This window comes from Amycolatopsis magusensis (assembly GCF_017875555.1).
GTDB classification, from domain to species: Bacteria; Actinomycetota; Actinomycetes; order Mycobacteriales; family Pseudonocardiaceae; genus Amycolatopsis; species Amycolatopsis magusensis.
In genome coordinates, this window is record NZ_JAGGMS010000001.1 from 4416976 (window position 1) to 4441062 (window position 24087).

25 protein-coding genes are annotated in these 24087 nt (G+C 72.6%); 12 read left to right on the forward strand and 13 right to left on the reverse strand.

Features of this window, described 5'->3' with window-relative positions:
• Positions 1-21 precede the first annotated feature (21 nt).
• Both JOM49_RS19820 and JOM49_RS19825 read left to right on the forward strand, forming a co-directional pair.
• Positions 22-444 carry a DUF350 domain-containing protein gene (locus JOM49_RS19820; RefSeq protein ID WP_209665761.1) on the forward strand — a complete coding sequence of 141 codons (423 nt, stop codon included), beginning with the start codon at positions 22-24 and terminating at the stop codon, positions 442-444.
• Positions 441-2027, forward strand: coding sequence for a polyamine aminopropyltransferase (locus JOM49_RS19825; protein ID WP_209665762.1), 1587 nt, complete (start codon positions 441-443; stop codon positions 2025-2027). The genes JOM49_RS19820 and JOM49_RS19825 overlap by 4 nt, the downstream gene beginning before the upstream one ends.
• Before the next feature lie 48 nt (positions 2028-2075).
• On the opposite strand, the gene JOM49_RS19830 is transcribed toward JOM49_RS19825, so the two are convergent.
• On the reverse strand, positions 2076-2642 hold the full coding sequence (locus tag JOM49_RS19830) for a DUF3000 domain-containing protein (RefSeq protein ID WP_209665763.1): 567 nt from the start codon (positions 2640-2642) through the stop codon (positions 2076-2078).
• A gap of 99 nt (positions 2643-2741) precedes the next feature.
• Between JOM49_RS19830 and hemE the strand changes: the two genes are divergently transcribed.
• Genes hemE through JOM49_RS19855 form a run of 5 tightly spaced genes read left to right on the forward strand, consistent with a single transcriptional unit; the run spans position 2742 to position 7592 of the window.
• Entirely contained in the window at positions 2742-3821 is a 1080-nt protein-coding gene (gene hemE / locus JOM49_RS19835) for a uroporphyrinogen decarboxylase (RefSeq protein ID WP_372444044.1), read from the forward strand.
• Between the two features lie 3 nt (positions 3822-3824).
• Entirely contained in the window at positions 3825-5255 is a 1431-nt protein-coding gene (gene hemG / locus JOM49_RS19840; RefSeq protein WP_209665764.1) for a protoporphyrinogen oxidase, read from the forward strand.
• On the forward strand, positions 5243-5935 hold the full coding sequence (gene hemQ, locus JOM49_RS19845) for a hydrogen peroxide-dependent heme synthase (RefSeq protein WP_209665765.1): 693 nt from the start codon (positions 5243-5245) through the stop codon (positions 5933-5935). The genes hemG and hemQ overlap by 13 nt, the downstream gene beginning before the upstream one ends.
• Before the next feature lie 46 nt (positions 5936-5981).
• Entirely contained in the window at positions 5982-6248 is a 267-nt protein-coding gene (locus JOM49_RS19850) for a hypothetical protein (protein ID WP_209665766.1), read from the forward strand.
• 9 nt (positions 6249-6257) lie between these two features.
• Complete coding sequence (locus tag JOM49_RS19855) at positions 6258-7592, forward strand: CoA transferase (RefSeq protein ID WP_209671380.1); 1335 nt, start codon at positions 6258-6260, stop codon at positions 7590-7592.
• Here the strand turns inward: JOM49_RS19855 and JOM49_RS19860 are convergent.
• The 8 genes from JOM49_RS19860 to JOM49_RS19895 all read right to left on the reverse strand — a co-directional run bounded on the left by JOM49_RS19860 (position 7563) and on the right by JOM49_RS19895 (position 13724).
• Entirely contained in the window at positions 7563-7910 is a 348-nt protein-coding gene (locus tag JOM49_RS19860; RefSeq protein ID WP_308158797.1) for an SCO6045 C-terminal-like domain-containing protein, read from the reverse strand. The genes JOM49_RS19855 and JOM49_RS19860 overlap by 30 nt on opposite strands.
• Complete coding sequence (locus tag JOM49_RS19865) at positions 7907-8716, reverse strand: MbnB/TglH/ChrH family RiPP precursor modification enzyme (RefSeq protein WP_372444046.1); 810 nt, start codon at positions 8714-8716, stop codon at positions 7907-7909. Before JOM49_RS19865 ends, JOM49_RS19860 begins: the two co-directional genes overlap by 4 nt.
• Positions 8709-9611: a TIGR04222 domain-containing membrane protein gene (locus JOM49_RS19870; protein ID WP_209665767.1), complete on the reverse strand. Its 903-nt coding sequence runs from the start codon at positions 9609-9611 to the stop codon at positions 8709-8711. Before JOM49_RS19870 ends, JOM49_RS19865 begins: the two co-directional genes overlap by 8 nt.
• 77 nt (positions 9612-9688) lie before the next feature.
• Entirely contained in the window at positions 9689-10600 is a 912-nt protein-coding gene (locus JOM49_RS19875) for a TIGR04222 domain-containing membrane protein (protein ID WP_209665768.1), read from the reverse strand.
• Position 10601: 1 nt separating this feature from the next.
• Positions 10602-11513 carry a TIGR04222 domain-containing membrane protein gene (locus JOM49_RS19880; protein WP_209665769.1) on the reverse strand — a complete coding sequence of 304 codons (912 nt, stop codon included), beginning with the start codon at positions 11511-11513 and terminating at the stop codon, positions 10602-10604.
• Positions 11514-11585: 72 nt separating this feature from the next.
• The gene (msrB, locus tag JOM49_RS19885) at positions 11586-12008 is read right to left on the reverse strand and encodes a peptide-methionine (R)-S-oxide reductase MsrB (RefSeq protein WP_209671385.1); all 423 of its coding nucleotides are present in this window, start codon (positions 12006-12008) and stop codon (positions 11586-11588) included.
• 19 nt (positions 12009-12027) lie between these two features.
• Complete coding sequence (locus tag JOM49_RS19890; protein WP_209665770.1) at positions 12028-12345, reverse strand: hypothetical protein; 318 nt, start codon at positions 12343-12345, stop codon at positions 12028-12030.
• A gap of 17 nt (positions 12346-12362) precedes the next feature.
• Positions 12363-13724 (reverse strand): glutamine synthetase family protein, encoded by a 1362-nt coding sequence (locus JOM49_RS19895; protein WP_209665771.1) that lies wholly within the window; start codon positions 13722-13724, stop codon positions 12363-12365.
• Between the two features lie 91 nt (positions 13725-13815).
• Between JOM49_RS19895 and JOM49_RS19900 the strand changes: the two genes are divergently transcribed.
• Positions 13816-14919, forward strand: a complete 1104-nt coding sequence (locus JOM49_RS19900; protein ID WP_209665772.1) for an amidohydrolase — start codon at positions 13816-13818, stop codon at positions 14917-14919.
• A gap of 4 nt (positions 14920-14923) precedes the next feature.
• On the opposite strand, the gene JOM49_RS19905 is transcribed toward JOM49_RS19900, so the two are convergent.
• Positions 14924-16588 carry a serine/threonine-protein kinase gene (locus JOM49_RS19905; RefSeq protein ID WP_209671387.1) on the reverse strand — a complete coding sequence of 555 codons (1665 nt, stop codon included), beginning with the start codon at positions 16586-16588 and terminating at the stop codon, positions 14924-14926.
• 118 nt (positions 16589-16706) lie between these two features.
• A complete protein-coding gene (locus JOM49_RS19910; protein WP_209665773.1) occupies positions 16707-17369 on the reverse strand; it encodes a TVP38/TMEM64 family protein in 663 nt (220 codons plus the stop codon).
• On the opposite strand from JOM49_RS19910, the gene JOM49_RS19915 reads away from it, so the two are divergent.
• From JOM49_RS19915 to JOM49_RS19925, 3 genes are read left to right on the forward strand one after another with little or no spacing between them, the layout of a single operon-like run.
• Positions 17368-17982, forward strand: coding sequence for a GNAT family N-acetyltransferase (locus tag JOM49_RS19915; RefSeq protein WP_245369386.1), 615 nt, complete (start codon positions 17368-17370; stop codon positions 17980-17982). The genes JOM49_RS19910 and JOM49_RS19915 overlap by 2 nt on opposite strands.
• A gap of 4 nt (positions 17983-17986) precedes the next feature.
• Positions 17987-19009 carry a non-homologous end-joining DNA ligase gene (gene ligD / locus JOM49_RS19920; RefSeq protein WP_209665774.1) on the forward strand — a complete coding sequence of 341 codons (1023 nt, stop codon included), beginning with the start codon at positions 17987-17989 and terminating at the stop codon, positions 19007-19009.
• Positions 19006-19806, forward strand: coding sequence for an endonuclease/exonuclease/phosphatase family protein (locus tag JOM49_RS19925; protein ID WP_308158798.1), 801 nt, complete (start codon positions 19006-19008; stop codon positions 19804-19806). The genes ligD and JOM49_RS19925 overlap by 4 nt, the downstream gene beginning before the upstream one ends.
• Positions 19807-20600: 794 nt before the next feature.
• On the opposite strand, the gene JOM49_RS19930 is transcribed toward JOM49_RS19925, so the two are convergent.
• Positions 20601-22139 (reverse strand): alpha/beta hydrolase, encoded by a 1539-nt coding sequence (locus JOM49_RS19930; protein WP_209665775.1) that lies wholly within the window; start codon positions 22137-22139, stop codon positions 20601-20603.
• Between the two features lie 86 nt (positions 22140-22225).
• A complete protein-coding gene (locus tag JOM49_RS19935; protein WP_209665776.1) occupies positions 22226-23290 on the reverse strand; it encodes an ATP-dependent DNA ligase in 1065 nt (354 codons plus the stop codon).
• 89 nt (positions 23291-23379) lie between these two features.
• Between JOM49_RS19935 and JOM49_RS19940 the strand changes: the two genes are divergently transcribed.
• Positions 23380-24033, forward strand: a complete 654-nt coding sequence (locus JOM49_RS19940; RefSeq protein WP_209665777.1) for a response regulator transcription factor — start codon at positions 23380-23382, stop codon at positions 24031-24033.
• Positions 24034-24087: the final 54 nt, after the last annotated feature.

Sequence of the window (24087 nt, forward strand, 5' to 3'; positions counted from 1 at the left end):
CTTTGGAACTGAAAGGCGACCATGTCCGAACTCATCTCCGGCCTGCTGGCCACGCTGGCCTACGGCGCGGTCGGCACCGTCCTGATGGCCCTCGGCTTCGTGCTGGTGGACCTCGCCACGCCGGGCAAGCTCCGCGAGCTGATCTGGGTGCAGGGCAACCGCAACGCTTCGGTGCTGCTGGCGTCCGGGCTGCTCGGCGTCGGCGTCATCGTCACCACGGCGATCATCACCAGTGACACCGACCTGGTCACCGGCCTGATGTCCACCGTGGTCTTCGGCCTGGCCGGGCTCGCGCTGATGTCGGTGGCGTTCGTGCTGCTCGACCTGGCCACGCCCGGCAAGCTCGGCGAGATCCTGGCCCGGCCCGAACCGCACCCGGCGGTGTGGGTCTCGGCCTCGGTGCACGTCGCGGTGAGCGCGATCATCGCGGCCGCCATCACGTGACCGCCACCGAAACGGACGCCGACGCCGGGGCGAGTACCGACGCGCCGCGCACCCGGCTGGCCAGGGCCGCGGTCCTGCTCGCCGTGTTCATCTGCGCGGCCTGCGGGCTGGTCTACGAACTGGCGCTGGTCGCGCTCGGCAGCTACCTGATCGGCGACACCGTCGGCCAGGCGTCGATCGTGCTGTCGGTGATGGTGTTCGCGATGGGCGTCGGCGCGTTGCTGGCCAAGCCGCTCCAGCGCCGGGCCGAGGCCGCCTTCGCCGGCATCGAGATCGCGCTCGCCCTGCTCGGCGGGCTCAGCGTGCTCCTGCTCTACGCCGCCTACGCCTGGCTCAGCCTGTACGTGCCCGCGCTGGTGGTGATCGCGCTGCTGCTCGGCATGCTGATCGGCGCGGAGATCCCGCTGCTGATGGTGCTGCTGCAGCGGATCCGGCGGCAGGACGCGGGTTCCGCGGTGGCCGACCTGTTCGCCGCGGACTACGTCGGCGCGCTGCTCGGCGGGCTGGCCTTCCCGTTCGTGCTGCTGCCGGTGTTCGGCCAGGTCCGCGGCGCGCTGCTGGTCGGCGCGGTGAACGCGATCGCCGGGCTGGGCCTGGTGCTGACCGTGTTCCGCAAGCGGTTGCGGCGGCGCACGCGGGTGGTGCTCTCGGCGGCGGCGGTCGGCGTGACTGTGGTCCTCGCCGCCACCTTCGCCTTCGCCGGGCAGTTCGAACTCTCCGCCCGCCAAGCCCTCTACGCCGATCCGGTGGTGCACGCCGAACGCACGCCGTACCAGGAAATCGTGCTCACCGAGTCGGTCAACCTGGGCGGACCGGCCGACGTCCGCTTCTACCTCAACGGCGACCTGCAGTTCAGCTCGGTCGACGAGTACCGCTACCACGAGGCGCTGGTGCACCCGGTGCTGTCCGGGCCGCACGAGCGCGTGCTCATCCTCGGCGGTGGTGACGGCCTCGGCCTGCGCGAAGTCCTGCGTTACCCGGACGTCCGGCACGTGACGCTGGTCGAACTGGACCCGGAAGTGGTACGGCTGGCCCGGTCCCAGCCCGATCTGCTGGCGCTCAATCAAAGCGCGTTCAACGACCCGCGGGTGCAGGTGATCACCGCCGACGCCTTCACCTGGCTGCGCGGCAACGTTCCCCAGTTCGACGCGGTCATCGTCGACATGCCCGATCCCGACTCCACCGCGACGGCGAAGCTCTACTCGGTGGAGTTCTACGCCCTGGTCCGGCGATCACTGGCCGACGGCGGACGACTGGTGGTGCAGGCCGGTTCGCCGTACTTCGCGCCGCGTTCCTACTGGTGCGTCGAGTCTTCGCTGCGCGAGGTCGGTTTGCGGACGGTGCCTTACTACACATCCGTGCCGAGCTTCGGCGACTGGGGATTTCACCTGGCGACCGCGGAAGCCGAGCCCCAACTGCGGCTTTCGCCGACCGCTCCGGCTCTGCGTTCGTTGGACAACGACTCGTTGCGTGCGGCCGGGGTCTTTCCGGTGGACCGGCGTCGGATCCCGGATGTGCCTTCGTCCTCGTTGATGCAGCCGAGAGTGCTGGAGTACGCCAAGGACGAATGGCGCAATTACTAGCCCGCCCGTCGCCCACCACCACCCTCAACGGAGCGCTTCGCGCCAGCCCTAACCGGAGCTGGAGCGTTGCTCGAACAGGGACACACCCACTGGCGGCAGGCCGACGACGCTGGCCATGAGCTGGACGAAGGCCTCGCCGTGCGAGCGCAGTTCCGCGTCCTCCGGCGTCCAGGAAGCCCGTAGTTCCAGGTCATCGGTGCGCGCGGGACCGGCGATGTCGCCGAAGCGGGCCGACGAGGTTTCGGTGACCGTGCCGCCGAGCGAGGTGTACGCGGCGGCGGTGTGCTCCAGCGCGTCGGTCAGCCACGACCAGCCCACGGCCGGCAGGAACGGGTCCGTGGCCAGCTCGCGGTCGAGCTCGGCGCGGACGTAGACGACCATGCGCAGCACCCCGTTCCAGCCCTCCTGGCCGTCGGGGTCGTGCAGCAGCACCAATCTGCCGGACGCCAGCACATCGGCCGGGCCGGTGACCTCGCAGCTGAGCGCGTAGGCCCAGGGTGCCAGCCGCCGCGGGGCGCGCATCGGCTCGAGGACCACCTCCGGACGGGGGCGCACGGAGTCCAGTGCAGCGACCGCCTCACGGAAGAGGTCGGGCGCATGCGTCATCGCGGTCACGCTCTGGACTGTAAGCCGGAAAGTGCCCGCTGAGCTGGCGGACGCGCCGTCAGGTGCCTGGAAATCGGCCCTGACCTCGTGCGTGGCACGATGTATCCGATGTCTTCTCCTACCTCAGCGCCCGCCGCGGCCACCGCGCGCCGCGCGCTGCCCGATGCCCCGTTCCTGCTGGCCGCGCGGGGTGAGCGCCCCAGCCGCCTGCCGGTGTGGTTCATGCGCCAGGCCGGGCGTTCCCTGCCCGAATACCGCGAACTGCGCGCGGGCACCGCGATGCTCGACGCCTGCTTCGACCCCGAGATGCTCGCCGAGATCACCCTGCAGCCGGTGCGACGGCACGGGGTGGACGCGGCGATCCTCTTCAGCGACATCGTGGTGCCGCTCAAGGCCGCCGGGGTGGACATCGACATCGTCGCGGGCACCGGCCCGGTGGTGGCCTCCCCGGTGCGCGACGCCGCCGCGGTCGACGCGCTGCCCGCGCTGGACCCCGAGCAGGTCGTCCCGGTGGCCGAGGGCGTCCGCCTGCTGGTCCAGCGGCTCGGCGACACGCCGCTGATCGGTTTCGCCGGTGCGCCGTTCACGCTCGCCTCCTACCTGATCGAGGGCGGGCCGAGCCGCAACCACGAGCGCACCAAGGCGCTGATGCACTCCCAGCCGGAGCTGTGGCACGCGCTGGCGGGCAAGCTCGCCGACATCGCGCTCGGCTTCCTGCGCGTGCAGATCGCCGCCGGGGTCGACGCGGTCCAGCTGTTCGACTCCTGGGCGGGCGCGCTCTCAGCGCGTGACTACCGCGAATTCGTGCTGCCGCACTCGGCCAAGGTTTTCGCCGGGGTGGCCGACGCGGGCGTTCCGCGCATCCACTTCGGGGTCGGCACCGGCGAACTGCTCTCCGATATGCGTGACGCCGGTCCCGACGTGGTCGGGGTCGACTGGCGCGTGCCGCTGGACGAGGCCGTCCGCAGGCTGACCGCCACGAAGCCCGGGTCCGCGCCGGTGGTGCAGGGCAACCTGGACCCGGCGCTGCTGTTCGGCTCGTGGCCGGTGCTCGAGGCCGAGGTCCGCCGGATCGCCGAGGAGGGCCGCGCCGCCGCCGGGCACATCTTCAACCTCGGTCACGGGGTGCTGCCGGACACCGACCCCGAGGTGATCACCCGGGTCGTCGAACTCGTGCACTCGCTGTAGCCCGTGGTCACCAGGATCGCGGTGGTCGGGGGTGGCGTCTCCGGCCTGGTCTCGGCCTACCGGCTGCACCGCCTGCTCGGTGCGGACGCCGAGCTGACCGTCTTCGAGTCGACCGGCGCGACCGGCGGCAAGCTGCGCACCGGCACGCTGGCGGGACGGCCGTTCGACCTCGGCGCCGAAGCCTTCCTCGCTCGCCGTCCCGAGGCCATCGCCCTGGTGCGGGAGCTCGGCCTGGACGACGAGTTGGTGCACCCGACCGGCGCGCGGGCGACCGTGCGGGCCGGTGCGCAGGCCCGTCAGCTGCCACCCGGCACGGTCATGGGCGTGCCCGCCAGTGCCGACGCGGTGGCCGGTGTGCTCTCCCCGGACGGGCTCGCGCAGGTCGCCGCCGAAGCATCGCTGCCGCCGGTCGACCTGCCGTCGAAGGATGTGCCGCTCGGCGGGTTGCTGCGCTCCCGGTTCGGCGACGAGCTGGTGGACCGCCTGGTCGACCCGCTGCTCGGCGGGGTCTACGCCGGGGGAGCGGACGGACTCGGGCTGCGGGCCACCATGCCCGGACTGGCCAGTGCGCTCGACCGCGGTGCCACCTCGCTGACCGCGGCAGCCGCGTCGCTGGTGCCCGCTTCCCCGAGCAGCGCTCCGGTGTTCGCCACGCTCCGCGGCGGGCTCGGTGCCCTGGTCGAGCGGCTGGCCGCGGCTTCCGGCGCCGAGATCCGCACCGGGACCACCGTTCGCGAACTGCACCGCCGGGACGGTGGCTGGCGCCTGGTCGTCGGTGCCGCCGCGGCCGCCCACGCCCCCGAGGAGTCCACTGTGGACTTCGACGCGGTGCTGCTCGCCGTGCCGGCCCCGGCCGCGCGGCGGTTGCTGGCCGAGGTCGCTCCGGCGGCGTCGGCGGCCTTCGCGCAGGTGGAACTCGCGTCGATGGCGGTGATCGGGCTGGCGCTGCCGCCGGGCACCGAACTGCCGGACGCCTCCGGGGTGCTGGTCGGGGCGTCGGAACAGCGTGACGACGGCAGGCCGTTCGCGGTCAAGGCGTTCACCTTCTCGGCCAGGAAGTGGGCGCACCACACCGGCGAGGGAGCACCGGTGCTGCTGCGCGGCTCGGTCGGCCGGTTCGGTGAGCCGGGCGCGCTGCACGCCGACGACGGCGAGCTCGTGCGGCTGGTGCTCGACGACCTCGCCGAACTGACCGGGGTGCGGGCCGAGCCGGTCGACACCGTGGTCACGCGCTGGGGTGGTGGCCTGCCGCAGTACGGCCCCGGGCACACCGGACTGGTCGAGGCGATCGGCCGGGCGGTGGCCGAGGTGCCCGGCCTGGACGTGGCGGGCGCCACGCTGCACGGCGTCGGCATCCCCGCCTGCGTGGCCACCGCGGACGCCGCCGCCACCAGGCTCGCGGAGTTTGCGAAGATGGACGCATGGCGCGGCTGAACTACAACGAGCTCAACGACACCATTCGCTACACCGCATGGTCGGTGTTCCGGGCCGAACCGGGCCGGCTGCCCGAGGACCGCGGCCCCGCCGCGCGTGAGACCACCGAGTTCCTCGACGGTCTCGAGAGCAAGGGCGTGGTGGTGCGCGGGGTCTACGACGTCGCCGGCCTGCGTGCCGACGCCGACTTCATGATCTGGTGGCACGCCGAGGAGATCGAGCAGGTCCAGGCGGCCTACACCGGTTTCCGGCGGACCCCGCTCGGGCGCGCTTCGGTGCCGGTGTGGAGCCAGGTCGCGCTGCACCGGCCCGCGGAGTTCAACCGGAGCCACATCCCGGCGTTCCTGGCCGGGGAGGACCCGCGCAAGTTCATCTGCGTGTACCCGTTCGTGCGGTCGTACGAGTGGTACCTGCTGCCGGACGAGGAGCGCCGCAAGATGCTCGCCGACCACGGCAAGGAGGCGCGGGACTACCCGGACGTGCGCGCGAACACCGTCGCTTCGTTCGCACTGGGCGACTACGAATGGATCCTGGCCTTCGAAGCGGACGAACTGCACCGGATCGTCGACCTGATGCGGCACCTGCGCGGCACCGAAGCCCGGCTGCACGTGCGGGAGGAGATCCCCTTCTACACCGGCACCCGCGTGCCCCCCGCCGAACTGGTCCTCAACCTGCCGTAACCAGGGTGGCCTAGGCCACTTGAGCCGAGAACGGTAGGGTCCTCGCATGTCGTTCCCCGAGTTCAGCCGCAAGCAGCGCCAGCACGACAACGACATCGAGTCGTTGTACAAGCTCGCCGCCGAGACGAAGCAGCGGGTCGACGTCATCGACACGAAGGTGTCGTCGATGCTCGACGTGCAGCGCGACCACAGCACTCAGCTGCGCCGCGTGCAGATCGTTCTCGAGGGGCACGAGACCCGGTTCAACGCCATCGACTCCCGGCTCGGCCAGATCCTCGAGTTGTTGACCGGCAAGCGGCCCGAAACCGACTGAGGGACAGTGATCGAAGCAGAGATCGCCGCGGTGTGGCGGCAGGTGAGCGGGGAAACCCTCCCGTCCGGGGCGATCGGGGTGACGGGGTCGGAGTCCGTGTTGCCCGGGCCGTTCCGGGTGGCGGCGGCCGCGGCGGCGAGCATCGGGGTCGCCACCCACGCGGCTGCCGAGTTGCTCCGTTTCCGGGGGATCGAGGCCCCGCCGGTGGAAGTGGACCTGCGGCACGCGGCGGCGGCCTTCCACAGTGAGCGCCACCTGCGCGTCGACGGCCAGGTGCCGGGCGAGCCCTGGGCGCCGCTGACCGGCGACTACCTCGCCACCGACGGCTGGGTCCGCCTCCACTGCAACTACCCGCGCCACGTCTCCGCCGTCTGCTGGGGGCTCGGCACCGCCGCCACCCGCGAAGCCGTCACCGAGGCCGTCGCCAAGCGCCGGGCTCGCGAGGTGCAGGAGGCCGTGGTCGCCGCCGGGGGCGCCGCCGCGTTGATGCGCACCCGTGAGGACTGGCTCAGCCACCCGCAGGGCGAGGCGGTCGCCGGGCAGCCGCTGGTCGACCTGCGCCAGACCGGCGACGCCCCGCCCAAGCGGCTCTTCGAGTCGCACCGGCCGCTCGGCGGGGTGCGCGTGCTCGAACTGACCCACGTCATCGCCGGTCCGGTGGCCGGCCGGGTGCTCGCCGCCCACGGCGCCGACGTGCTCCACCTCGGCGCGGCGCACCTGCCCCGGCTCGATCCACTGTGGATGGACACCGGGCTGGGCAAGCGGTCCGCCTTCACCGACCTCACCCAGGACGCCGGACGCGCCCGCCTGCGCAAGCTGCTGACCAAGGCCGACGTGTTCGTCCAGTCGTTCCGGCCAGGAGCACTGGCCCGCTGGGGTTTCTCACCCGAGGAACTGGCCGACGAGTTCCCCGGCCTGATCACCCTCGACCTCTCCGCATACGGCACGCACGGACCCTGGCGCACCCGGCGCGGGTTCGACAGCCTGGTGCAGATGGCCAGTGGCATCGCCGCGCACGCCGGGCTCGACCAGCCCCGGCCGCTGCCCGCGCAGGCGCTCGACCACGCCACCGGCTGGCTGGCCGCCGCGACGGTGATGACCGCCCTGCGCCGCGCGGCTGCCGACGGTGGTGGCTGGCGCGGTCAGGTGGCGCTGGCGCACACCGCCGAGTGGCTGGAGTCGCTGGGCCGCCGGGAGGACACCACCACCGGCTACGAGGCCGGCGACCTGCTGGCGAAACTGCCCAGCCCGTACGGCGAACTCACCTACGTCCCGGTGCCCGGTGCCGCTCCACAGTGGACGGAAGGGACCCGGCTACCGGGAACCGATCGCCCGTCGTGGTGACCACCACCGGCGCCGGGGCCGTTTCAGCGCGCCCCTGGCGATGAGCCAGCCGGCGAAGTTCTCCGCGTCCTCGCGCATCCGCACGCCCTCCGCGCGCGGGTGCCCGGCCGCGTACTCGTCGAACAACGGCACGAACCGATCGCCGAGTTCCTGCGGCAACTCGGGTCGCAGGTAGGCGACGACCCGGCGGCGCTTCGACCGCAGCGCCCGGACTTCGACGCCGATCCGGTCCTGGTCGAACCCGGCCGGTGGCGTGCCCCCGGCGAGCAGGGCCCGCATCAGTTCCGCCTGCCGCGCGGCCAGGTCCTCCCGGCTCACGCCTCGACCACCGCGCGGATCGCCGCCAGTTCGGCGGCCAGCTCGGCGTCGGTGGGGTAGGCGTCGTCCCGTTCCAGCAGCACCCCCGGCGGGTCCACCCGGGACCGCAGCTCACCGAGCAGCTCGAGCACCTGCGGCGGCACCGCGTGCGCGTGCGTGTCGTGGTAGACGCCGTGGTGCTCCTCGCCGCCCGCCACGTGCACGTAGGCCAGCCGCTCCAGCGGGATCTCGTCCAAAAAGGACACCGGATCGCCGCCGAGGTTGCGCGCGTTGGCGTAGAGGTTGGCCACGTCCACGATCAGCAGGCAGCCGGTGCGCTCGGTGAGCTCGGTCAGGAACCGCGCCTCGCTCAATTCGGGATCGGGCCATTCCAGCAACGCGGCGATGTTCTCCAGCGCGAACGGCACCCCGAGGATCGACTGCGCCAGCTTCACGTTGTCCACCAGCACGTCCAGCGCCTCGCGGGTGCGGGGGAGCGGGATGAGGTGCCCGGCGTCCAGCCCGCCCGCGCGCACGAAGCACACGTGGTCGCTCGCCACCGGCGCGCCGAGTACGTCGGCCAGCTCGGCCAGGTGCTCGACGCGCGCGGTGTCCAGTTCTTCGGCGCCACCCAGGGAAAGCGACACCGCGTGCGGCAGCACCGGCATACCGCGGTCGCGCAGCGCGATCAGCGAAGCGGGCAGTGCGTCGGGCCGCAGGTTCTCCGCGACCACCTCGACCCAGTCGACGCCGGGCAGGCGCGGTACCGAGAGGTCAAGTTCGGGCCGCCAGCCGATGCCGACCCCGAACCGGGGCAGCTCAGCCACCACAACCCCCGCACCCACCGCAGCCGCCGCCCCCGCCACCGCAGGACCCGCCGCCACCGTCACCGCCGGACGAGCCACCGGAACTCGGCGCCGCGAGCGCGGTCCGCATCTCCTCGTCCGGATACATCATCATGCCGCCGATCGCCACCGCGCCCGCGGCACCGGCGAGCATCGGCAACGCCGACGAACTGCGCGGGGGCGCACCACCGGCCGTCGCGGCCTGCTGCCGCGACTGCCAGTTCCGGGCGCTGGCCAGTTGCACCGAACCCTGTGCCGTCGGCCGGCCGCGTGGCGTCGAGCGGGCCACCGCGGTCGCGATCAAGGTCGCCACCGCGGCCAGGATCACCAGGAAGATCAGCACACCGACCGGCCGGTCCAGCGAGATGCCGTTGACCAGGCGCGCCACCCCGGTCGCCAGCACGGCCAGGTAGAGCAGGTGCACCAGACGCCGCAGCCGGGCCCGGCCCCGCACGGGCCGGATCAGCCCGGCACGTGCCAGGTGCTGTTCCATCCCGCGGATGACGTCCGCCGAGCGCATCTCCTTGCGCAGGCCGGGCATCTTCACACTGCCCCGGCGCTGCACGATGTGGTGCACGGCCCGTTCCACCGCGTCGTCGGGCACGGCACCGGTGCCGTGCACCTGACCGGTGCTGTCCGCGCGGAACGTGCCGCGTTCGAGCAGCGACGCCACCGCGGTCTCGGTGACCCGGTCGGCCCCGCCTGCCAGGTAAGCCACCTCGTAGACGTTCCCCGGACGGTACGAATCCGCCGAGTGGCTCCCGGCGGCGGCGAGCGCCATCCGGCCCAGTACCGCCACCACCAGTGGCGCGATCAGCAGGCACACGTACAGCCCGATGAACATCGGACCCGAGATGCCCCAGGGTTCCTCCATCATTCGGCCCTCCCAAGGATCGAACCTGACCGGAGACTAAGCCACCGCACCCCGGGCGCAGGGCCGTAATTTCACCGGCTTCAGCCGCCGCCTCCGCCGCCCCCGCACCCACCGCCGCAGCCCGAACCGCAGCCGCCGCCGTCCCCGCTCTCGCCCGGCGCCCCGGTGACGAGGGAGCCGGCGAGCAGCGTCCCGGCGATCACACCGGCGCTGCTGGTCCCCGGGTGACGCCGGCGCGAGCGGTCGAACTTCAGCTCCAGCGCCGGGGAGATCTCCGGATCGGGGTAGGCGCCCAGGCCACCGTTCAGCGCGACCTCGCGGGTCGCCCCGGTCAGCGTCTGCCGGGACGCGCGCAGCACCTGCTTGCCCAGCGCGGTCCGGCGCAACCTCGGCCGCCGCCGGGCGGGGGCCAGCGCGGCGGCGGTGGCGCCGGCCGCGACGAAGATCAGGAAGCTGAGGAAGCCGATCGGCGTGCTCGTGGTGACCACCGCGAACCACCGCACCAGGCCGAACAGGGTGACCAGGCCGTAGCTCACGGTCACACCCAGCCAGATCACGTGTGTGGGCAGTTCCGGCTCGATCAGGCGCCGCAGTTCGAGGTCGCGGCGGATCTCCGTGAGTTCCGGCGACTTCAGCGCGGCGACCGCGGCGTCGTTCGCGGTGGTGCCGAGGTACCCGGTCTCGAAGATGACCCGCTCGAGGTCGTCCTCCGGTTCACCGCCGATCGACGACAGGCGTCCCGCGGATTCGGCACGCAGGCTGCCGCGGTCGACCAGCGCCGCGATGGCCGTTTCGACCGCGCGCAGCGGCCCGCGCGCGAGGTAGGCCACGTGGTAGTCGCTCGGCAACGGGGAATCGTCCGCCGCGGAGTGGAAGCGGCGCACCTGCCGGAAGCCCAGCGTGACCAGCACGCCCAGCAGTACGGGCGCCACCAGCAGCGCCAGGTACAGCCCGAGAAAACCGGACCCGGTCAGGCCCCAGGTTTCGTCCATCTCAGCCTCCTCCGCCACCACCACCGCAGCCGCCGCCCCCGCCGCAACTGCTGCTCCCGCCACCACAACCGCTGCCACCCGGCGAGGACGAGCATCCGCTGCCGCCCGCCGACGAGCAACCACCCACCACGGCGCCACTCCCGTACGACGAATTCCGCCGCCGGGCGCCGGAACGCGAGGGCGGGGTCATGCCGAACAGCAGCGCGGTCCGGATTTCGCGGTCCGGGTACGCCGAAAGACCGTACTGGGCCACGAGTCCCGCCGCGCCGGGGTATCCCGCGGCTCGCGCTCGCGCGCCTTCCTTCGTGGGCCGCTGCTGGCCCCACCTCAGCAGTATCGACGTGGTGATGACACCGCCGATGGCCACCACGAGCAGGAGTGTCAGGTACTCGACCGGGAAGCCGCCGCCCACCCCGACGGCGAACCGGACCAGGCCGAGCGCCACCACCGCGCAGAACAAGGCGAGCGCGGTGACGCACAGCTTGCGCCAGCGCTTTTCGTCCACCAGCAGGCCCTTGGCGATCAGGTCGTCCCGGAGGGCACGCATGGCCCCGGACTCGCAGACGTTGTCGACCAGCGCCCTGGCGGACCGCCCGGCCACACCGGTGACGCTCGCGATCAGGTGCCGTTCCAGCTGGTTCTCCCCGGCACCGCTGGTGTGGTGCAGGGTGCCGGAGGAGTCGGCCCGCAGCAGCCCGCGTTCGAGCAGCCTGGCCAGCGCCACCTCACCGGCGCGGCGCGGCCCTGTGCGCAAGAAGGCGTACTGGTAGAGGTCGAGCGGCCCTTGCCACGCCTTGCCGCCGGACGAATGGTTCCGGAACAGCCCGGCCACCAGCACGATCGCGGGCACCAGCAGGCACCCGGCGTAGATGCCGAGGAACGCGGGACCGGACAGTCCCCACGGGTCACCCATCGGCGCTCCCTCCCCACCCGAAGCGTGATCACCACGGTATCGGGCGGGTGAGGGGCCTGTCCCCGGAACGGGTTACGGCTTGGGCACCAGTTTCAGCGAGATCGAGTTGATGCAGTACCGCTGGTCGGTCGGCGTGTCGTAGCCCTCGCCCTCGAACACGTGCCCGAGGTGGCTGTGGCAGGACGCGCACAGCACCTCGATGCGGACCATGCCCATGGTGCGGTCCTCGCGGAGCAGGACCGCGTCGGAGTCGGCGGGGTCGTAGAACGACGGCCAGCCGCAGTGGCTCTCGAACTTGGTGTCGCTGCGGAACAGCTCGGCCCCGCAGGCGCGGCACTCGTAGACGCCGGTGCTCTGGGTGTCGGTGTACTCGCCGGTGAACGGGCGTTCGGTGCCGGCCTCTCGGAGCACCGCGTACTCCTCCGGGCCGAGCTGCTCCCGCCACTCCTGCTCGGATTTCACCACGCGGGGAGTGGCGCCGACGACGGGCTTCATACCTTTCACGTCGTCCACGTTACTCGGCGAGCCAGGCCAGCGTGCGCAGCACGATGTCCCAGGAGGCCACGATCACGCCGATCAGGATCAGGCACACCACCGCGACCGCGGTCCACCAGCGCAAACCGCCGGCGCGGTGGCTGGAGTCGGCGAAGTCGGCCACGCCGTCGAGCGAGGCCTCCACGGTGAAGGCGGGCCCGCAGCGCTCGATCCGGTCGAGGTGGCGGGCGAATTCCTGGGCTTCCGGGTCCGCCGGGTCCAGTCCGACGAGGTCTTCGTGGAACCGGGGGTTCGGCTCGTCGTCCGACCGGTCCGTGCTGTCCTTGGCGGCGGCCATGTCCTCACGGTATCGCGTCAGTAGCGCCACCGGGTGCGGGCCACGACTTCTTCCGCCGACAGGCCGTCGAACAACGCGAGCTCACCGCGACGCACGGTGAGCACGGTGTCCACCAGTTCCTCCCCGAAGGCCTTGCGCAGCGCGGGGTCCGCCTCGAACGCCGTGGCCGCCTCGCCGAGGCTGGCCGGCAGGCGCTGCACGGTGCCCTCCGGCAGGGAGGCCGGGTCGACCTGGATCGGCTCGGGCAGCGCCGCCTGCTCGGCGATCCCGGCCGTGCCCGCGGCGAGCAGCCCGGCCACCACCAGGTACGGGTTCGCGGCCCCGTCGAAGCACTTGACCTCGAGGTTCGCCGCGCGCTGGCCGTGCCCGGCCTCCCCGGAGACCAGCCGCAGCGCGGCCTCGCGGTTTTCCCAGCCCCAGCACCGGTACGGGCCTGCCCAGTGCGAGGGCACCAGCCGCAGGTAGCTGGCGACCGAGGGCGCGCCGATGGCGAGGAGGCCGGGCAGCCGGTCGAGGATGCCGCCGCCGAAGGCCTCGGCCAGCTCGGTGAGCCCGTGCCAGCCGTCGCCGTCGGACATCAGGTTGGTCCCGTCGCGCCACAGGCTCAGGTGCACGTGCCCGCCGTTGCCGACCCCGCCGGCCACCACCTTCGGCGCGAAGGTGGTGCGCAGGCCGTGCCGGTGGCCGACCGCGCGGAGGGTCTCCCGCACCAGCACCAGCAGATCGGCCGCGCCGACCGGATCGGTGGCCGCCACGGACACCTCGAACTGGCCGACGGCGTACTCGGGGTGCAACTGCTCGACGGCGATGCCCTGCGCGCTCAGCGCTTCCAGGACCCCGCGCAGGTAGTCGGGCAGCTCGACGAGCCTGGCCATGCCGTAGGCGGGCCCCGAACTGGCCGGGACGAACTCGTCGCCGTCGCCGCGGGAGACGCACCATTCGACCTCGAAGGCGACCTGCGCGGTCAGCCCGGTGTCGGCCAGCCGGGTCACCGCCTGCTGGGCGAGCAGCCGCGGATCGCCAGGGTGCGGCGTGCCGTCCTGCTGGTAGCGGTCGGCCGGGGCCCAGGCCCAGCCGGGCTGGGCGGCCAGCGCGGTGAGGCGGTCCAGATCGGGGTGCAGCCGCAGGTCACCGGCCGGTCCGCCGGCGAAGCGGCCGGTCACCGCGGAGTCGTCGACCAGGTAGACGTCGAAGACCGGGGACGCGCCGATGCCCCAGGCGGCCGCGTGCCCCAGCCGGGCGGTCGGCACGGTCTTGACCCGGGTGACGCCGCTGGTGTCCACCCAGGTCACCGCGATCGCGGCGATCCCCCGTTCCCCGAGGTCGGCGGCGATCCCGCGCGCCTGCTCGGCCCGCGCCTCGCGGTCGTGCTGGTCCATCCCTCATACCCCTTCACCGTGGTCTGGACAGGGCACCAGTCTCGCGTGAACGATCAACTTTGTCGTCGGCTATCCGGTCGAGAGAGGACAGATGGACACCGAATTCCCGCTGGTCGATCACCATTGCCACGGGGTGATCCGGCGCGAAGCGGACCGGCACGCCTTCGAGTCGCTGCTCACCGAGGCGCCCGCGCCGAGCGCGCTCGGCGGCTCGCTGTTCGATTCACGCATCGGGCTGGCCGTCCGGCGCTGGTGCGCGCCCGTGCTGGACCTGGCCGCGCACGCTCCCGCCGACGAGTACCTCGCGCGACGGGCCGAACTGGGGCACCCGGAGGTCAACCGGCGGTTCCTCGGGGCGGCCGGGTTGAGCGCGCTGCTGGTGGACACCGGTTTCGAGCCGGAACCGCTGCTCGGGCCCGCGGAACTGGGTGAACTGGCCGGTGCGCCCGCGTACGAGATCGTCCGGCTGGAGCAGGTCGCCGAGCAGGTGCTGGCCGGTGGCGTGGCCGCCGGCGACTTCGCCGAGGCGCTTCGGACGCGCCTGGCGGCCCGGACCGCGAATGCCGTCGGCGTGAAGTCCATCGCCGCCTACCGCGTCGGCCTGGATCTGGCACCCGAGCGTCCAGCCCCGGCCGAGGTGACGGCGGCCGCCGGGCGGTTCCTGCGCGAGGGCGGCGGGCGGCTCGCCGACGAGGTGCTGCACCGCTTCCTCATCTGGTGCGGTGCCGACCTGGGCCTGCCCATCCAGTTCCACGTCGGCCTCGGCGACCCCGACGTGCGGCTGCGTGACTGCGACCCGCTGCTGCTCATGCCGTTGCTCCGCGCGTTGCAGCCCACCGGCGTGCCGGTGCTCCTGCTGCACAACTACCCGTTCCACCGGGAGGCGGGCTACCTGACGCAGGTGTTCGGCACGGTGTTCGCCGACATCGGCCTGGCCGCGCACAACCTCGGTGACCGCGCGGGCACACTGCTCGTGGAACTCACCGAGCTGGCGCCGTTCGGCAAGGTGCTCTACTCGTCCGACGCTTTCGGCCTGCCCGAGCTGTACTTCCTCGCCGCGACGCTCTTCCGGCGCGCGCTGGACGAGGTGCTGACGGGCGGGGTCGGGGCCGGGTCGTGGACCAGGGCGGACGCCGGCCGGTTCCGCGGCATGGTGGCCGGGGAGAACGCGCGCCGGGTCTACTTCCCCGGCTGAGCGCTCAGCCGAGCTTGGTGTTGGTGTCGAGCAGGAGCTGGCCGCCCACCGCGATCACCCGCACGATCTTCTCGACCGAGCCGCCGCTGTGGCTCACCGTGACCTTGATGTCGACCGAGCCGTCCGGGTTGTTTTCCCGCTTGTAGGCGGTGGCGCCCTTGGAGCCGACCGACTTGAACTGCGACCAGTACTGCTCGAAGGCTGCGGCACTGCCGTAGTCGGCCTGCCCGGCCGGGGTGAGCATGGCCCAGGAGGCGGCCGCCCCACCGGGCAGGTTGTAGAAGGCGATCACCTGCTGGCCGGCCGGGCCCCATTCCACCTTGCCGGAACTGGTGGTGTTCTGCTGCGACGGCTTGGCCGAGCTGGGCGGTGCCGACGACTCGGGCGGGGGCGGCTGCTGGCTGACGGCCGTGGGCGTGTTGGCCTGCGCGTTGGGGTCGGGGCCGCCGTCACCGCCGTTGGACAGCACGATGAACACGACCACCGCGACGACCAGCACCGCGGCACCGCCGGCGCTGAGCATGAGCGCCTTGCGCTTGGCCTCGGACTGCTGGGCCGGGGTGCGCCCGGAACTCAGCGCGGGCGGCGGGGCCGGAGCCGCGCCGGGAGCCGCGCCCGCCGGAACGGCCTTGGTCTGCTGCTGGGCCACCGCCGGGGCCGGTCTCTGCGGTGCGAAGGACGAGGTCGGGTTGACCGGCTTCGGCGCGGCGGCCACCGCGGCGGCGGACGGCGCGGCGGAGGTCTTGTCGTTCCTGGCCCACGGGGTGCGCGACACCGGGTTGCCCCCGGCGGGGGTCATCGGCTGGCGGCCGCCACCGGCGGCACCGAGCGCCGGGGAGACGGTGGTCGCGGCCTGCGAGTCACCCTCGCCCCTGGCCAGCGCGGCGAGCCGCTCGCGGGTCTCGGGCATGGTCGGCCGCTCACCGGGCTCGACCTGCAGCATGCTCATCAGCAGCGCGGTGGCCGCGCCGGACTTGCGCGGTGGCTCGACCTTGCCGTTGGCCGCCTTGTAGAGCAGCGCGAGCTGGTTCGTGGAGTTGCCGTAGGGCGCGACGCCCTCCAGCGCGTGGTAGAGCGTGGCGCCGAGCGCGAACACGTCCGACCCGGGCGACGGGTCGGCGCCGCGCGCCAGCTCGGGCGCCAGGTAGGCGGGCGTGCCGCCGATCAGCCCGGTCTGGGTGAGCGTGAGGTCACCGGCGGCGCGGGAGATGCCGAAGTCGGTGATCTTCGTGGTGCCGCCGTCGTCGATCAGGATGTTGCCGGGCTTGACGTCGCGGTGCACGATCCCCGCCCGGTGCGCGGCCACCAGCGCCGCGGCCACCTGTTCGCCGATCCGCGCCACCTGGGGCAGCGGCAGCGTCGGGTTCTCCGCCAGCACCGCGGCCAGGCTGCGCGAGGGCAGGTACTCCATGATCAGGCAGGGATCGCCGTCGTGCTGGGCGATGTCGAAGACCACGATGGCGTTCGGGTGCTGGAAGCGGGCCGCGTTCTTGGCCTCGCGCATGGCGCGCTGGCGGCTGTTGATCCGCTCGGCCTCGGACAGGCCGGGCTGGGCGAGGATCTGCTTGACCGCGACGGAACGCTCCAGGCGCTCGTCGATCGCCCGCCAGACGACCCCCATGGCGCCGCTGCCAATGTGCTCGACCAGGCGGTAGTGCCCTGCGATCAGCTGACCGGTGTCGATGGCAACTACTCCTCGTCAAGACGGTCCCGCATGGTGGCTGGTTCGGCGCGAGCAACCGCTCAGCGCACCCGATCGAGTGTAGCGGGCGCGGTTGGCGGAGCTGTCACGACACCGCGGCGTCGGGTGCGATGGATTCCGGATTTGTGCGCCGGATCACGCGGTACAGCCCGGTCGCGCCGATGAGCGCGAAGCCCGCGAAGGCAGCCAACAGTGCCGGGTGTGTGGTGCCGGTGAGGGCGTCGCCCACCAGCACGACCAGCACCGTTCCGGGCAGGCTGCCCAGCGCCGTGCCCGCCAGGTAGGGGCCGAACCGGACGGACAGCACGCCGCAGGCCCAGCTCATCGGGGCGAACGGGACGAAAGGGATCAACCGCAGCGAGGCGACCGCGAGCACGCCGCCGTCGGCCAGCCGCGCGTCCAGCGCCCGGACCCGGCCGCGCGCCAGGTGCCCGGCGACCCACTCGCGGCCCAGCAGCCGGGCCAGGCCGAACCCCAGTGCGGCGGAGATCACCGTGGCGAGCAGCGCCACGCCGATCCCGAGCACGTTGCCGAGCAGCAGGCCGGAGACCACGTTGAAGCTGGTGCGGGGGATGGGCGCCACGGTCAGCACCGAGTACGCGCCGAGCAGCAGCACCGGCGCGACCCAGCCGGCCCCGGTCGCCCAGGCCCGCAGCTGCGACGGCGCCGGGACGTCGACCACGAGCGCGGCCACCACCAGCGCCGCGAACAGCACGAGCGCGACGAGGAGTTTGGTGCGGCCGGTCATGGCGTCCACGGTAATCGGGGTGCGCCGGGGCACCGGCATGTGGTCCAGTGACCGGGTGATCGACATCCGACCCCTCCGCGACCAGCCGGACCTGGCCGGGGACCTGGTGACCCTTCGGCCGCTGGGCGAGTCGCACCTCGATGGCGTGTGGGGTGTGCTGCACGACCCGGAGACCATGCGCCTGACCGGCACGCACGCCGAGTTCACCCGTGACCAGGTGCGCGGCTACCTGGCGGGCCGGGCCGGGGTACACGATCGGGCGGACTACGCGGTCGTCCGCAACACCGACGGGGGCTACCTCGGCGAGGTCGTGCTGATGGACCTCGACGAGGACAACCGGTCGATGAACTTCCGGATCGCGCTGGGCGGGCACGCCTTCGGCCAGGGGTACGGCACCGAGGCGACCAGGCTGATCGTCGCGTTCGGACTGGACACCGTCGGCCTGCACCGCATCGGCCTGGAGGTCTACGACTTCAACCCGCGTGCCCGGCGGGTCTACGAGAAGTGCGGGTTCGTCCGGGAAGGGGTGCTGCGCGACGCCCTGTTCTGGGAGGGCGAATGGCACGACGCGGTGCAGATGTCCATCCTGGAGAGCGATCCGCGACTAGGTTGAGCGGGTGGCCAAACACGGTGACCCAGTCGAATACCAGGTCGGCGCGCGCACGGTGCGGGTGTCCAGCCCGGACAAGGTGTACTTCCCCGAGCGCGGCATCACCAAGCGGCAGGTGGTGGAGTACTACCTCGCCGTGGGGGGGCCGCTGCTGCGCGCGATCGGCGAACGGCCGACCACGCTCAAGCGCTACCCGGACGGCGTGACCGGCGAGCTGTTCTACGCCAAGCGCGTGCCCAAGGGCGCGCCGGACTGGGTGCAGAGCGTCAAGATCACCTTCCCGTCCGGCCGGACCGCCGAGGAGGTCTGCCCGACCGAGCCCGCGGTGTTCGCCTGGGCGGCGAACCTGGGCACCTTCGACTTCCACCCGTGGCCGGTGCGCCGCCCCGACGTCGACCACCCGGACGAACTGCGCATCGACGTCGACCCGCCGGAAGGGGCGCGGTTCGCCGACGCCGTCCGCGTCGCGGAGACCGTGCGCGAGGTGCTGGCCGACGCCGGGCTGACCGGTTACCCGAAGACCTCCGGCGGCCGCGGGGTGCACGTACTGGTGCGGATCCGGCCCGAATGGGACTTCATCGCCGTGCGGCACGCGGTCATCGCGCTGGGCCGAGAGGTGGAGCGCCGCATCCCCGACCTCGCCACCATCTCGTGGTGGAAGGAGGAACGCGGGGACCGGGTGTTCATCGACTACAACCAGGCCGCGCGGGACCGGACGGTGGCCTCGTCGTGGTCGGTGCGCGGCACCCCGCGGGCGACCGTGTCCACGCCGCTGACCTGGGACCAGCTCGCCGAGGCCGATCCGGACGAGTTCGACGTGCTGACCGTGCCGTCCTGGCTGGCCGAGCACGGGGACGCGCACGCCGGGATCGACGGTGAGGCGTTCGGCCTGGAGACGCTGCTGGAGTGGTACGACCGCGACGAGCGGGACACCGGGCAGGCGGAGATGCCGTACCCGCCGGACTACCCGAAGATGCCCGGCGAGCCGAAGCGCGTGCAGCCGAGCAAGGACCGGGACCGGCCGCGGTGAGCCGGCGGGCGGTCGCGTGGCTGACGGTGTGCCTCCTGGTGGTGGCCGCGGTACCGGCCGCGGCCGCCGGGGGCGCCGCGCTGCGGGTGCTGACCTACAACATCCACTCGGGCGTCGGCCTGGACGGGCGGCTCGACCTGGCGCGCACCGCGCGGGTGATCACCGACTCGCGGGCGGACGTGGTCGGCCTGCAGGAGGTCGACGTGCACTGGGGGGCGCGCAGCGGGTACGCCGACCAGGCCGCCGAACTGGCGCGGCGCACGGGGATGCGGGTGTTCTTCGCGCCCATCTACGACAAGGACCCCGAGCCGGGCCGCGCCGAGCGGCGGCGCTACGGCGTCGCGGTGCTGAGCCGCTTCCCGATCCGGCGCGCGGTCAACCACGCCATCACCCGCTTGTCCACTGTGGACACCGCCCCGGCCGGTCCGATGCCCGGCTTCGCCGAGGCCGAACTGGACGTGCGGGGCCGGGCGCTGCGGTTCTACGTCACACACCTGGACCACCGGCCGGACCCGGGAGTGCGGACCACCCAGGTCGCCGACATGCTGCGGTTGCTGGGGCCGGGCGTGCTGGCGGGCGACCTGAACGCGGGCCCGTCGGCCGCGGAACTGCAGCCGCTGTTCGCTCGCCTCCCGCCCACCTCCGTCGACGGCCTCACCTTCCCCGCCGACCACCCGGACCGGCGCCTGGACTACGTCCTGAGCACCCTCACCCCGGTCACCACCCGCATCCCCGCCGACCCCGTCGCCTCAGACCACCGTCCCGTCCACACCACCCTCCACCTCCCCACCCCCTAACCCGAACCTCACACTCCGGCACCCGAACCCCACGTCCAGGCACCCGAACCCCACGTTCACGCACCCGAGTCCCACGTTCACGCACCCGAACCTCACACTCGGGCACCCGAACCCCCACGTTCATGCACCCGAACCACACGTCACGCGCCCGAACCTCACACTCGGGCAGCCGAACCCCACGTTCATGCACCCGAGTCCTACATTCAGGCAGCCGAGCGCCACACTTGCGCGGCCGAACCCCACGTTCGGGAAGCCGAGTCCCACGTCCGGGGGCCGAACCCCTCGTTCGGGAAGCCGAGTTGCACACTCGGGTAGCCGAGTTCCACGTTCGGGAAGCCGGGATCCATGATCAGGCAATCGAGTCCCACGTTCGAGCAACCGAGTTCCGCGCTGGCGGGGTCGAATCCCACGTTGAGTCAGCTGACTCTCAGACACTCAGGCAAGCGAGTGCGACGTTCGCGAGGCGAACTCCATTTCCGGGCCCGCCCGCGTGTCGGGTTCGTGAGGACGAGTGCGGGGTTCGGCTGCCCGAATGTGGAACTCGGCTGCCTGAACGCGGGGTTCGGGCTCGTGAACGTGGGCTTCGGGTGCTCGAATGTGTGGCTCGCGGGCGCGAGTGCGGGGTTCGGCTGCCCGAGTGTGGGAGTCGGCTACCTGAATGTGGAACTCGGCTACCCGAGTGTGGGGTTCGGCCGCCCCAACGTGTGGTTCGGGTGCGTGAACGTGAGACTCGGATGCTTGAACGTGGGGTTCGGGTGGCTGAACGTGGGACTCGGGTGCCGGGGGTGAGGGGGTCAGGCGGGGCAGAGGGTGCCGTCGTTGGGGATCTTGGCGTCGATGAGGAAGTCCCGGACTTTTTCGCTGACGCACGTCGACGCGCCTACCGCGCCGTGGCCGGCGCCCTGCCAGCCGATCCGGACGCCGCTCGGCAGTTGTTCGGCGGCCCGGGCGGTGCCCTGCTCGGAGGTCACCGGGTCCCCGGCGGTGCTCACCAGCAGCACCGGCGGCACGCCCGGCTTGCTCAGCGGCGGCAGCGCCTGCGTCGGCACCGGCCACGGGCTGCACCACGCCAGCTGCTGCGTGACGAACCCGCCGAACACCGGGTGCCGCCCTCGCAGGTCGCGGCTGATCGCGTCGATCTGGTCGGCGGACAGCCGGACCGTGGTGTCGTTGCACTTGGTGGCGATGCCGCCGTCGAGGCGCGTCGGGCTGAGGCGGTCGTCGACGACCAGCGGGGCGGTGAAGGCGGCCAGTCTCGCGCCGTCCCCGGAGCGCGCCGCGGCGATCGCGTCGGCCAGTTCCGGCCACCGCTTGCGCTGCGCCAGCCCGCTGGCGACGGCGTGCATCGCCAGCCCCGGGCTGAGCGCCGCCTGCGCGTCGCCCCGCAGCTGGTCCAGCAGCCCCGCCACCACGGTCTTCGCGTCCCCGCCGAGCACGCAGCCGCGCTGGGCGCAGTCGGCGCTGAACGCGGTGAGCGCGGCCTCGCCGCCCGCGGCCTGCGCCTCGTGCACCGAGGCCACGTCCGGCGACGGGTCGGGCGCGCCGTCCAGCACGAACCGGCCCACCTTGTCGGTGAACCGGACCGCGTACGCGCCCAGCACCTGCGAGCCTTCGCCCCTGGCCAGCGCGTTCAGCTTGTTGAGCCCCAGCTGGGACCGGATTTCGTCGAGGTCGCCCGCGGTCCGCCAGCTGTCGAAGGCGCCCTGGTCGTCCTCGAGGGTGATGCCGCACTGCTGACCCGCCTGCCGGGCGGCGTCCAGCAGCGGCTCGACCGACTCCTCGGCCGGGTCGAAGCTGATCAGCTCGTCGCGCACCTCGGACGGGATGCAGCGCACCGGGTCGGACAGCCCGCTGCCGCGCCGGTCCACGCCGATCAGCGAGAACCGCTGCAGCAGCTCGGGCGGCAGCGTCTCGGCCAGCCGCAGCGCGTAGAGCGAACCCGGCTCACCGTCGATGTCGTTGAGCACCACCAGCGGCACGGGCCCGGTGCCCGCCTTGAGCAGGTTGATCCTGGCGATGCCGCGCCCCGGCAGCTCGGGCGCGTCCAGCGCGGTGGACACCCGCCCGCAGCTGAACTGCACGTTCGCCGGCACCGGCTGGCCGCCGAGGCGCTCCTGCACGTCGGTGGCGCAGTCCTTCCACTCCACCGCGCTGTCACGCGGCTCTTCGAGCGGCGGCAGCGGCGGGGTCGCGGGCGGGCCGGTGACCGGGGCGACCGGCGGCAGCGGCCCGTCGTTCTCGACCACGGGCGGCCGGTTCGACGGCCCGGCGGTGCACGCGCCCGCAACGGTGCACACCGCGACCGCGAGTGCGAGTACAACCCGGCGCGTCAACTGCGACTCCTCACGCGAAACGATCGTCGAAAAGAGCTTCGCACGCCCAGGGTGAGGACTGTGTAATCGGCTCGTGCGCGGAGCACCTACTCCACGCGTTTCACCTCACCGCGGAACACCGCGTCGAGGTCGTACCTGGCCGGTTCTTCGAGCTGGGCGTAGTCGCACGAGGACGGTTCGCGGTCCGGCCGCCAGCGCGCGAACTGGGCGGTGTGCCGGAACCGCGCCGGGTGCCCGCCCTCGGTGTGCTCGTAGCCGACCTCGACCACGCGCTCCAGCCGCAGCGGCACCCACGGCTGCTCACCGGCGCGCCAGCGGTTCACCCCGCCGGGCAGCCGCTGGCCGTCGACCACGGCGTCGCCGAGCCACGGGTGCGGGCCGTCGGTGATCAGCGGCGCCAGCTCCTCGGCCAGTTCCCGCCGCCGCGTCACCGGGAACGAGCCCACCACGCCGACGTGGTGCAGCACGCCCTTCTCGTCGTGGAGGCCGAGCAGGAACGAGCCGACCATTTCGCCCGGCTCCCCGTCGACGTGCCAGCGCAGCCCGGCCAGCACGCAGTCGGCGGTCCGCTTGTGCTTGTACTTGAGCATGAGCCGCTTGCCCGGCTCGTAGACCGCGTCCAGCGGCTTGCCGATCACGCCGTCCAGCCCGGCGCCTTCGAACAGCTCGAACCAGTGCCGTGCCACGGCCGGATCGGTGGTGGCCGGGGTGATGAACACCTCCGGCACCGCCTCCAGCCGGGCGCGCCGGCGCTCGGTCGGTTCCTCCATCAGCGACTCGCCGTCCAGCTCCAGCAGGTCGAAGGCGATGAACTGGGCCGGGGTCTCGCGGGAGAGCAGCTCCACCCGGCTCGCGGCGGGGTGGATGCGCTCGGTCAGCGCGTCGAAGTCGAGCTTGCCGCCGCGGCCGATCACCAGCTCGCCGTCGAGCACGATCCGCTCGGGCAGGATGGCCGCGAGCGCTTCGAGCACCTCGGGGAAGTACCGGTTCAGCGGTTTACCGGTACGCGACTGCAGGGTCAGCTCGGGACCGTCGCGGAAGACCAGGCAGCGGAACCCGTCCCACTTCGGCTCGAACAGCAGCCCGCCGGAGTCCGGGATGGACTTCGCGGGCTTGGCGAGCATGGGTTTGACCGGCATCGTCAGCGACATGCGGCCATTCTGCGCGAGGCGGCGGGCGCGGTCTGGCTTTTTCCACCCCGGCGTGGCATATCTAGCCGGGGGAATCGGGAGGTGGGCGGATGGGGCCGGATCCGGCAGGCACGCGGCCGCTGCGGGTGGTGCTGGTGGAGGACCACAGCATGGTGGCCGAAGCGCTCGAGATCGCCTTCGCCGACGTGCCCGACATCGACCTGGTCGCCTCGGCCCATTCGGTCGAGACCGGGCTGGCGACCACCCGCGCGCACCGGCCGGACGTGGTGGTGCTGGATCGCCGCCTGCCCGACGGCGACGGGATCGATGCGCTGCCCCGGTTCCGCGAGCAGTCCCCGCACAGCCAGGTGCTCGTGCTCACCGGTGAGGCCACCACGAACATGGCCGCCCGCGTGGTCGCCGCGGGCGGGGCCGGGCTGCTGGTCAAGACCGGCTTGTTCACCGACCTGGTGGCCGCCCTGCGCCGGGTCGCCGGGGGCAGTTCCGCCTTCGAGCCGGGGCTGCTGGCCGGCGTGCTCGACCGGCTGGCTTCGCGCGACGGCGCCGAGCCGATGCTCACCGCGCGTGAGCGCCAGGTGCTCGCGCTCATCGCCGAGGGCGCGGCCACCGAAAAGATCGCGGCGGAACTGAATTTGGCCAGGAACACCGTTCGCAACCACATTCAGCGAATTCTCGGGAAACTGAACGTGCATTCGAAGCTGGAAGCCGTCGCGTTCGCGCGGCGGAACGGCCTCATCGACTAGGCCCCTCAACGCCGACTATTGCTCCCAACGGCTCACGCTGAAAAAAATCACCGA

Bases quoted from the DNA above. Each gene is read 5' to 3' on its own strand.
- JOM49_RS19820 (WP_209665761.1), top strand. From the start codon at position 22: ATGTCCGAACTCATCTCCGGCCTGCTGGCCACGCTGGCCTACGGCGCG.
- hemE (WP_372444044.1), top strand. From the start codon at position 2,742: ATGTCTTCTCCTACCTCAGCGCCCGCCGCGGCCACCGCGCGCCGCGCG.
- hemQ (WP_209665765.1), top strand. From the start codon at position 5,243: ATGGCGCGGCTGAACTACAACGAGCTCAACGACACCATTCGCTACACC.
- JOM49_RS19850 (WP_209665766.1), top strand. From the start codon at position 5,982: ATGTCGTTCCCCGAGTTCAGCCGCAAGCAGCGCCAGCACGACAACGAC.
- JOM49_RS19870 (WP_209665767.1), bottom strand. From the start codon at position 9,611: ATGATGGAGGAACCCTGGGGCATCTCGGGTCCGATGTTCATCGGGCTG.
- JOM49_RS19875 (WP_209665768.1), bottom strand. From the start codon at position 10,600: ATGGACGAAACCTGGGGCCTGACCGGGTCCGGTTTTCTCGGGCTGTAC.
- JOM49_RS19880 (WP_209665769.1), bottom strand. From the start codon at position 11,513: ATGGGTGACCCGTGGGGACTGTCCGGTCCCGCGTTCCTCGGCATCTAC.
- msrB (WP_209671385.1), bottom strand. From the start codon at position 12,008: ATGAAGCCCGTCGTCGGCGCCACTCCCCGCGTGGTGAAATCCGAGCAG.
- JOM49_RS19890 (WP_209665770.1), bottom strand. From the start codon at position 12,345: ATGGCCGCCGCCAAGGACAGCACGGACCGGTCGGACGACGAGCCGAAC.
- JOM49_RS19895 (WP_209665771.1), bottom strand. From the start codon at position 13,724: ATGGACCAGCACGACCGCGAGGCGCGGGCCGAGCAGGCGCGCGGGATC.
- JOM49_RS19900 (WP_209665772.1), top strand. From the start codon at position 13,816: ATGGACACCGAATTCCCGCTGGTCGATCACCATTGCCACGGGGTGATC.
- JOM49_RS19915 (WP_245369386.1), top strand. From the start codon at position 17,368: ATGGCGTCCACGGTAATCGGGGTGCGCCGGGGCACCGGCATGTGGTCC.
- JOM49_RS19910 (WP_209665773.1), bottom strand. From the start codon at position 17,369: ATGACCGGCCGCACCAAACTCCTCGTCGCGCTCGTGCTGTTCGCGGCG.
- JOM49_RS19935 (WP_209665776.1), bottom strand. From the start codon at position 23,290: ATGTCGCTGACGATGCCGGTCAAACCCATGCTCGCCAAGCCCGCGAAG.
- JOM49_RS19940 (WP_209665777.1), top strand. From the start codon at position 23,380: ATGGGGCCGGATCCGGCAGGCACGCGGCCGCTGCGGGTGGTGCTGGTG.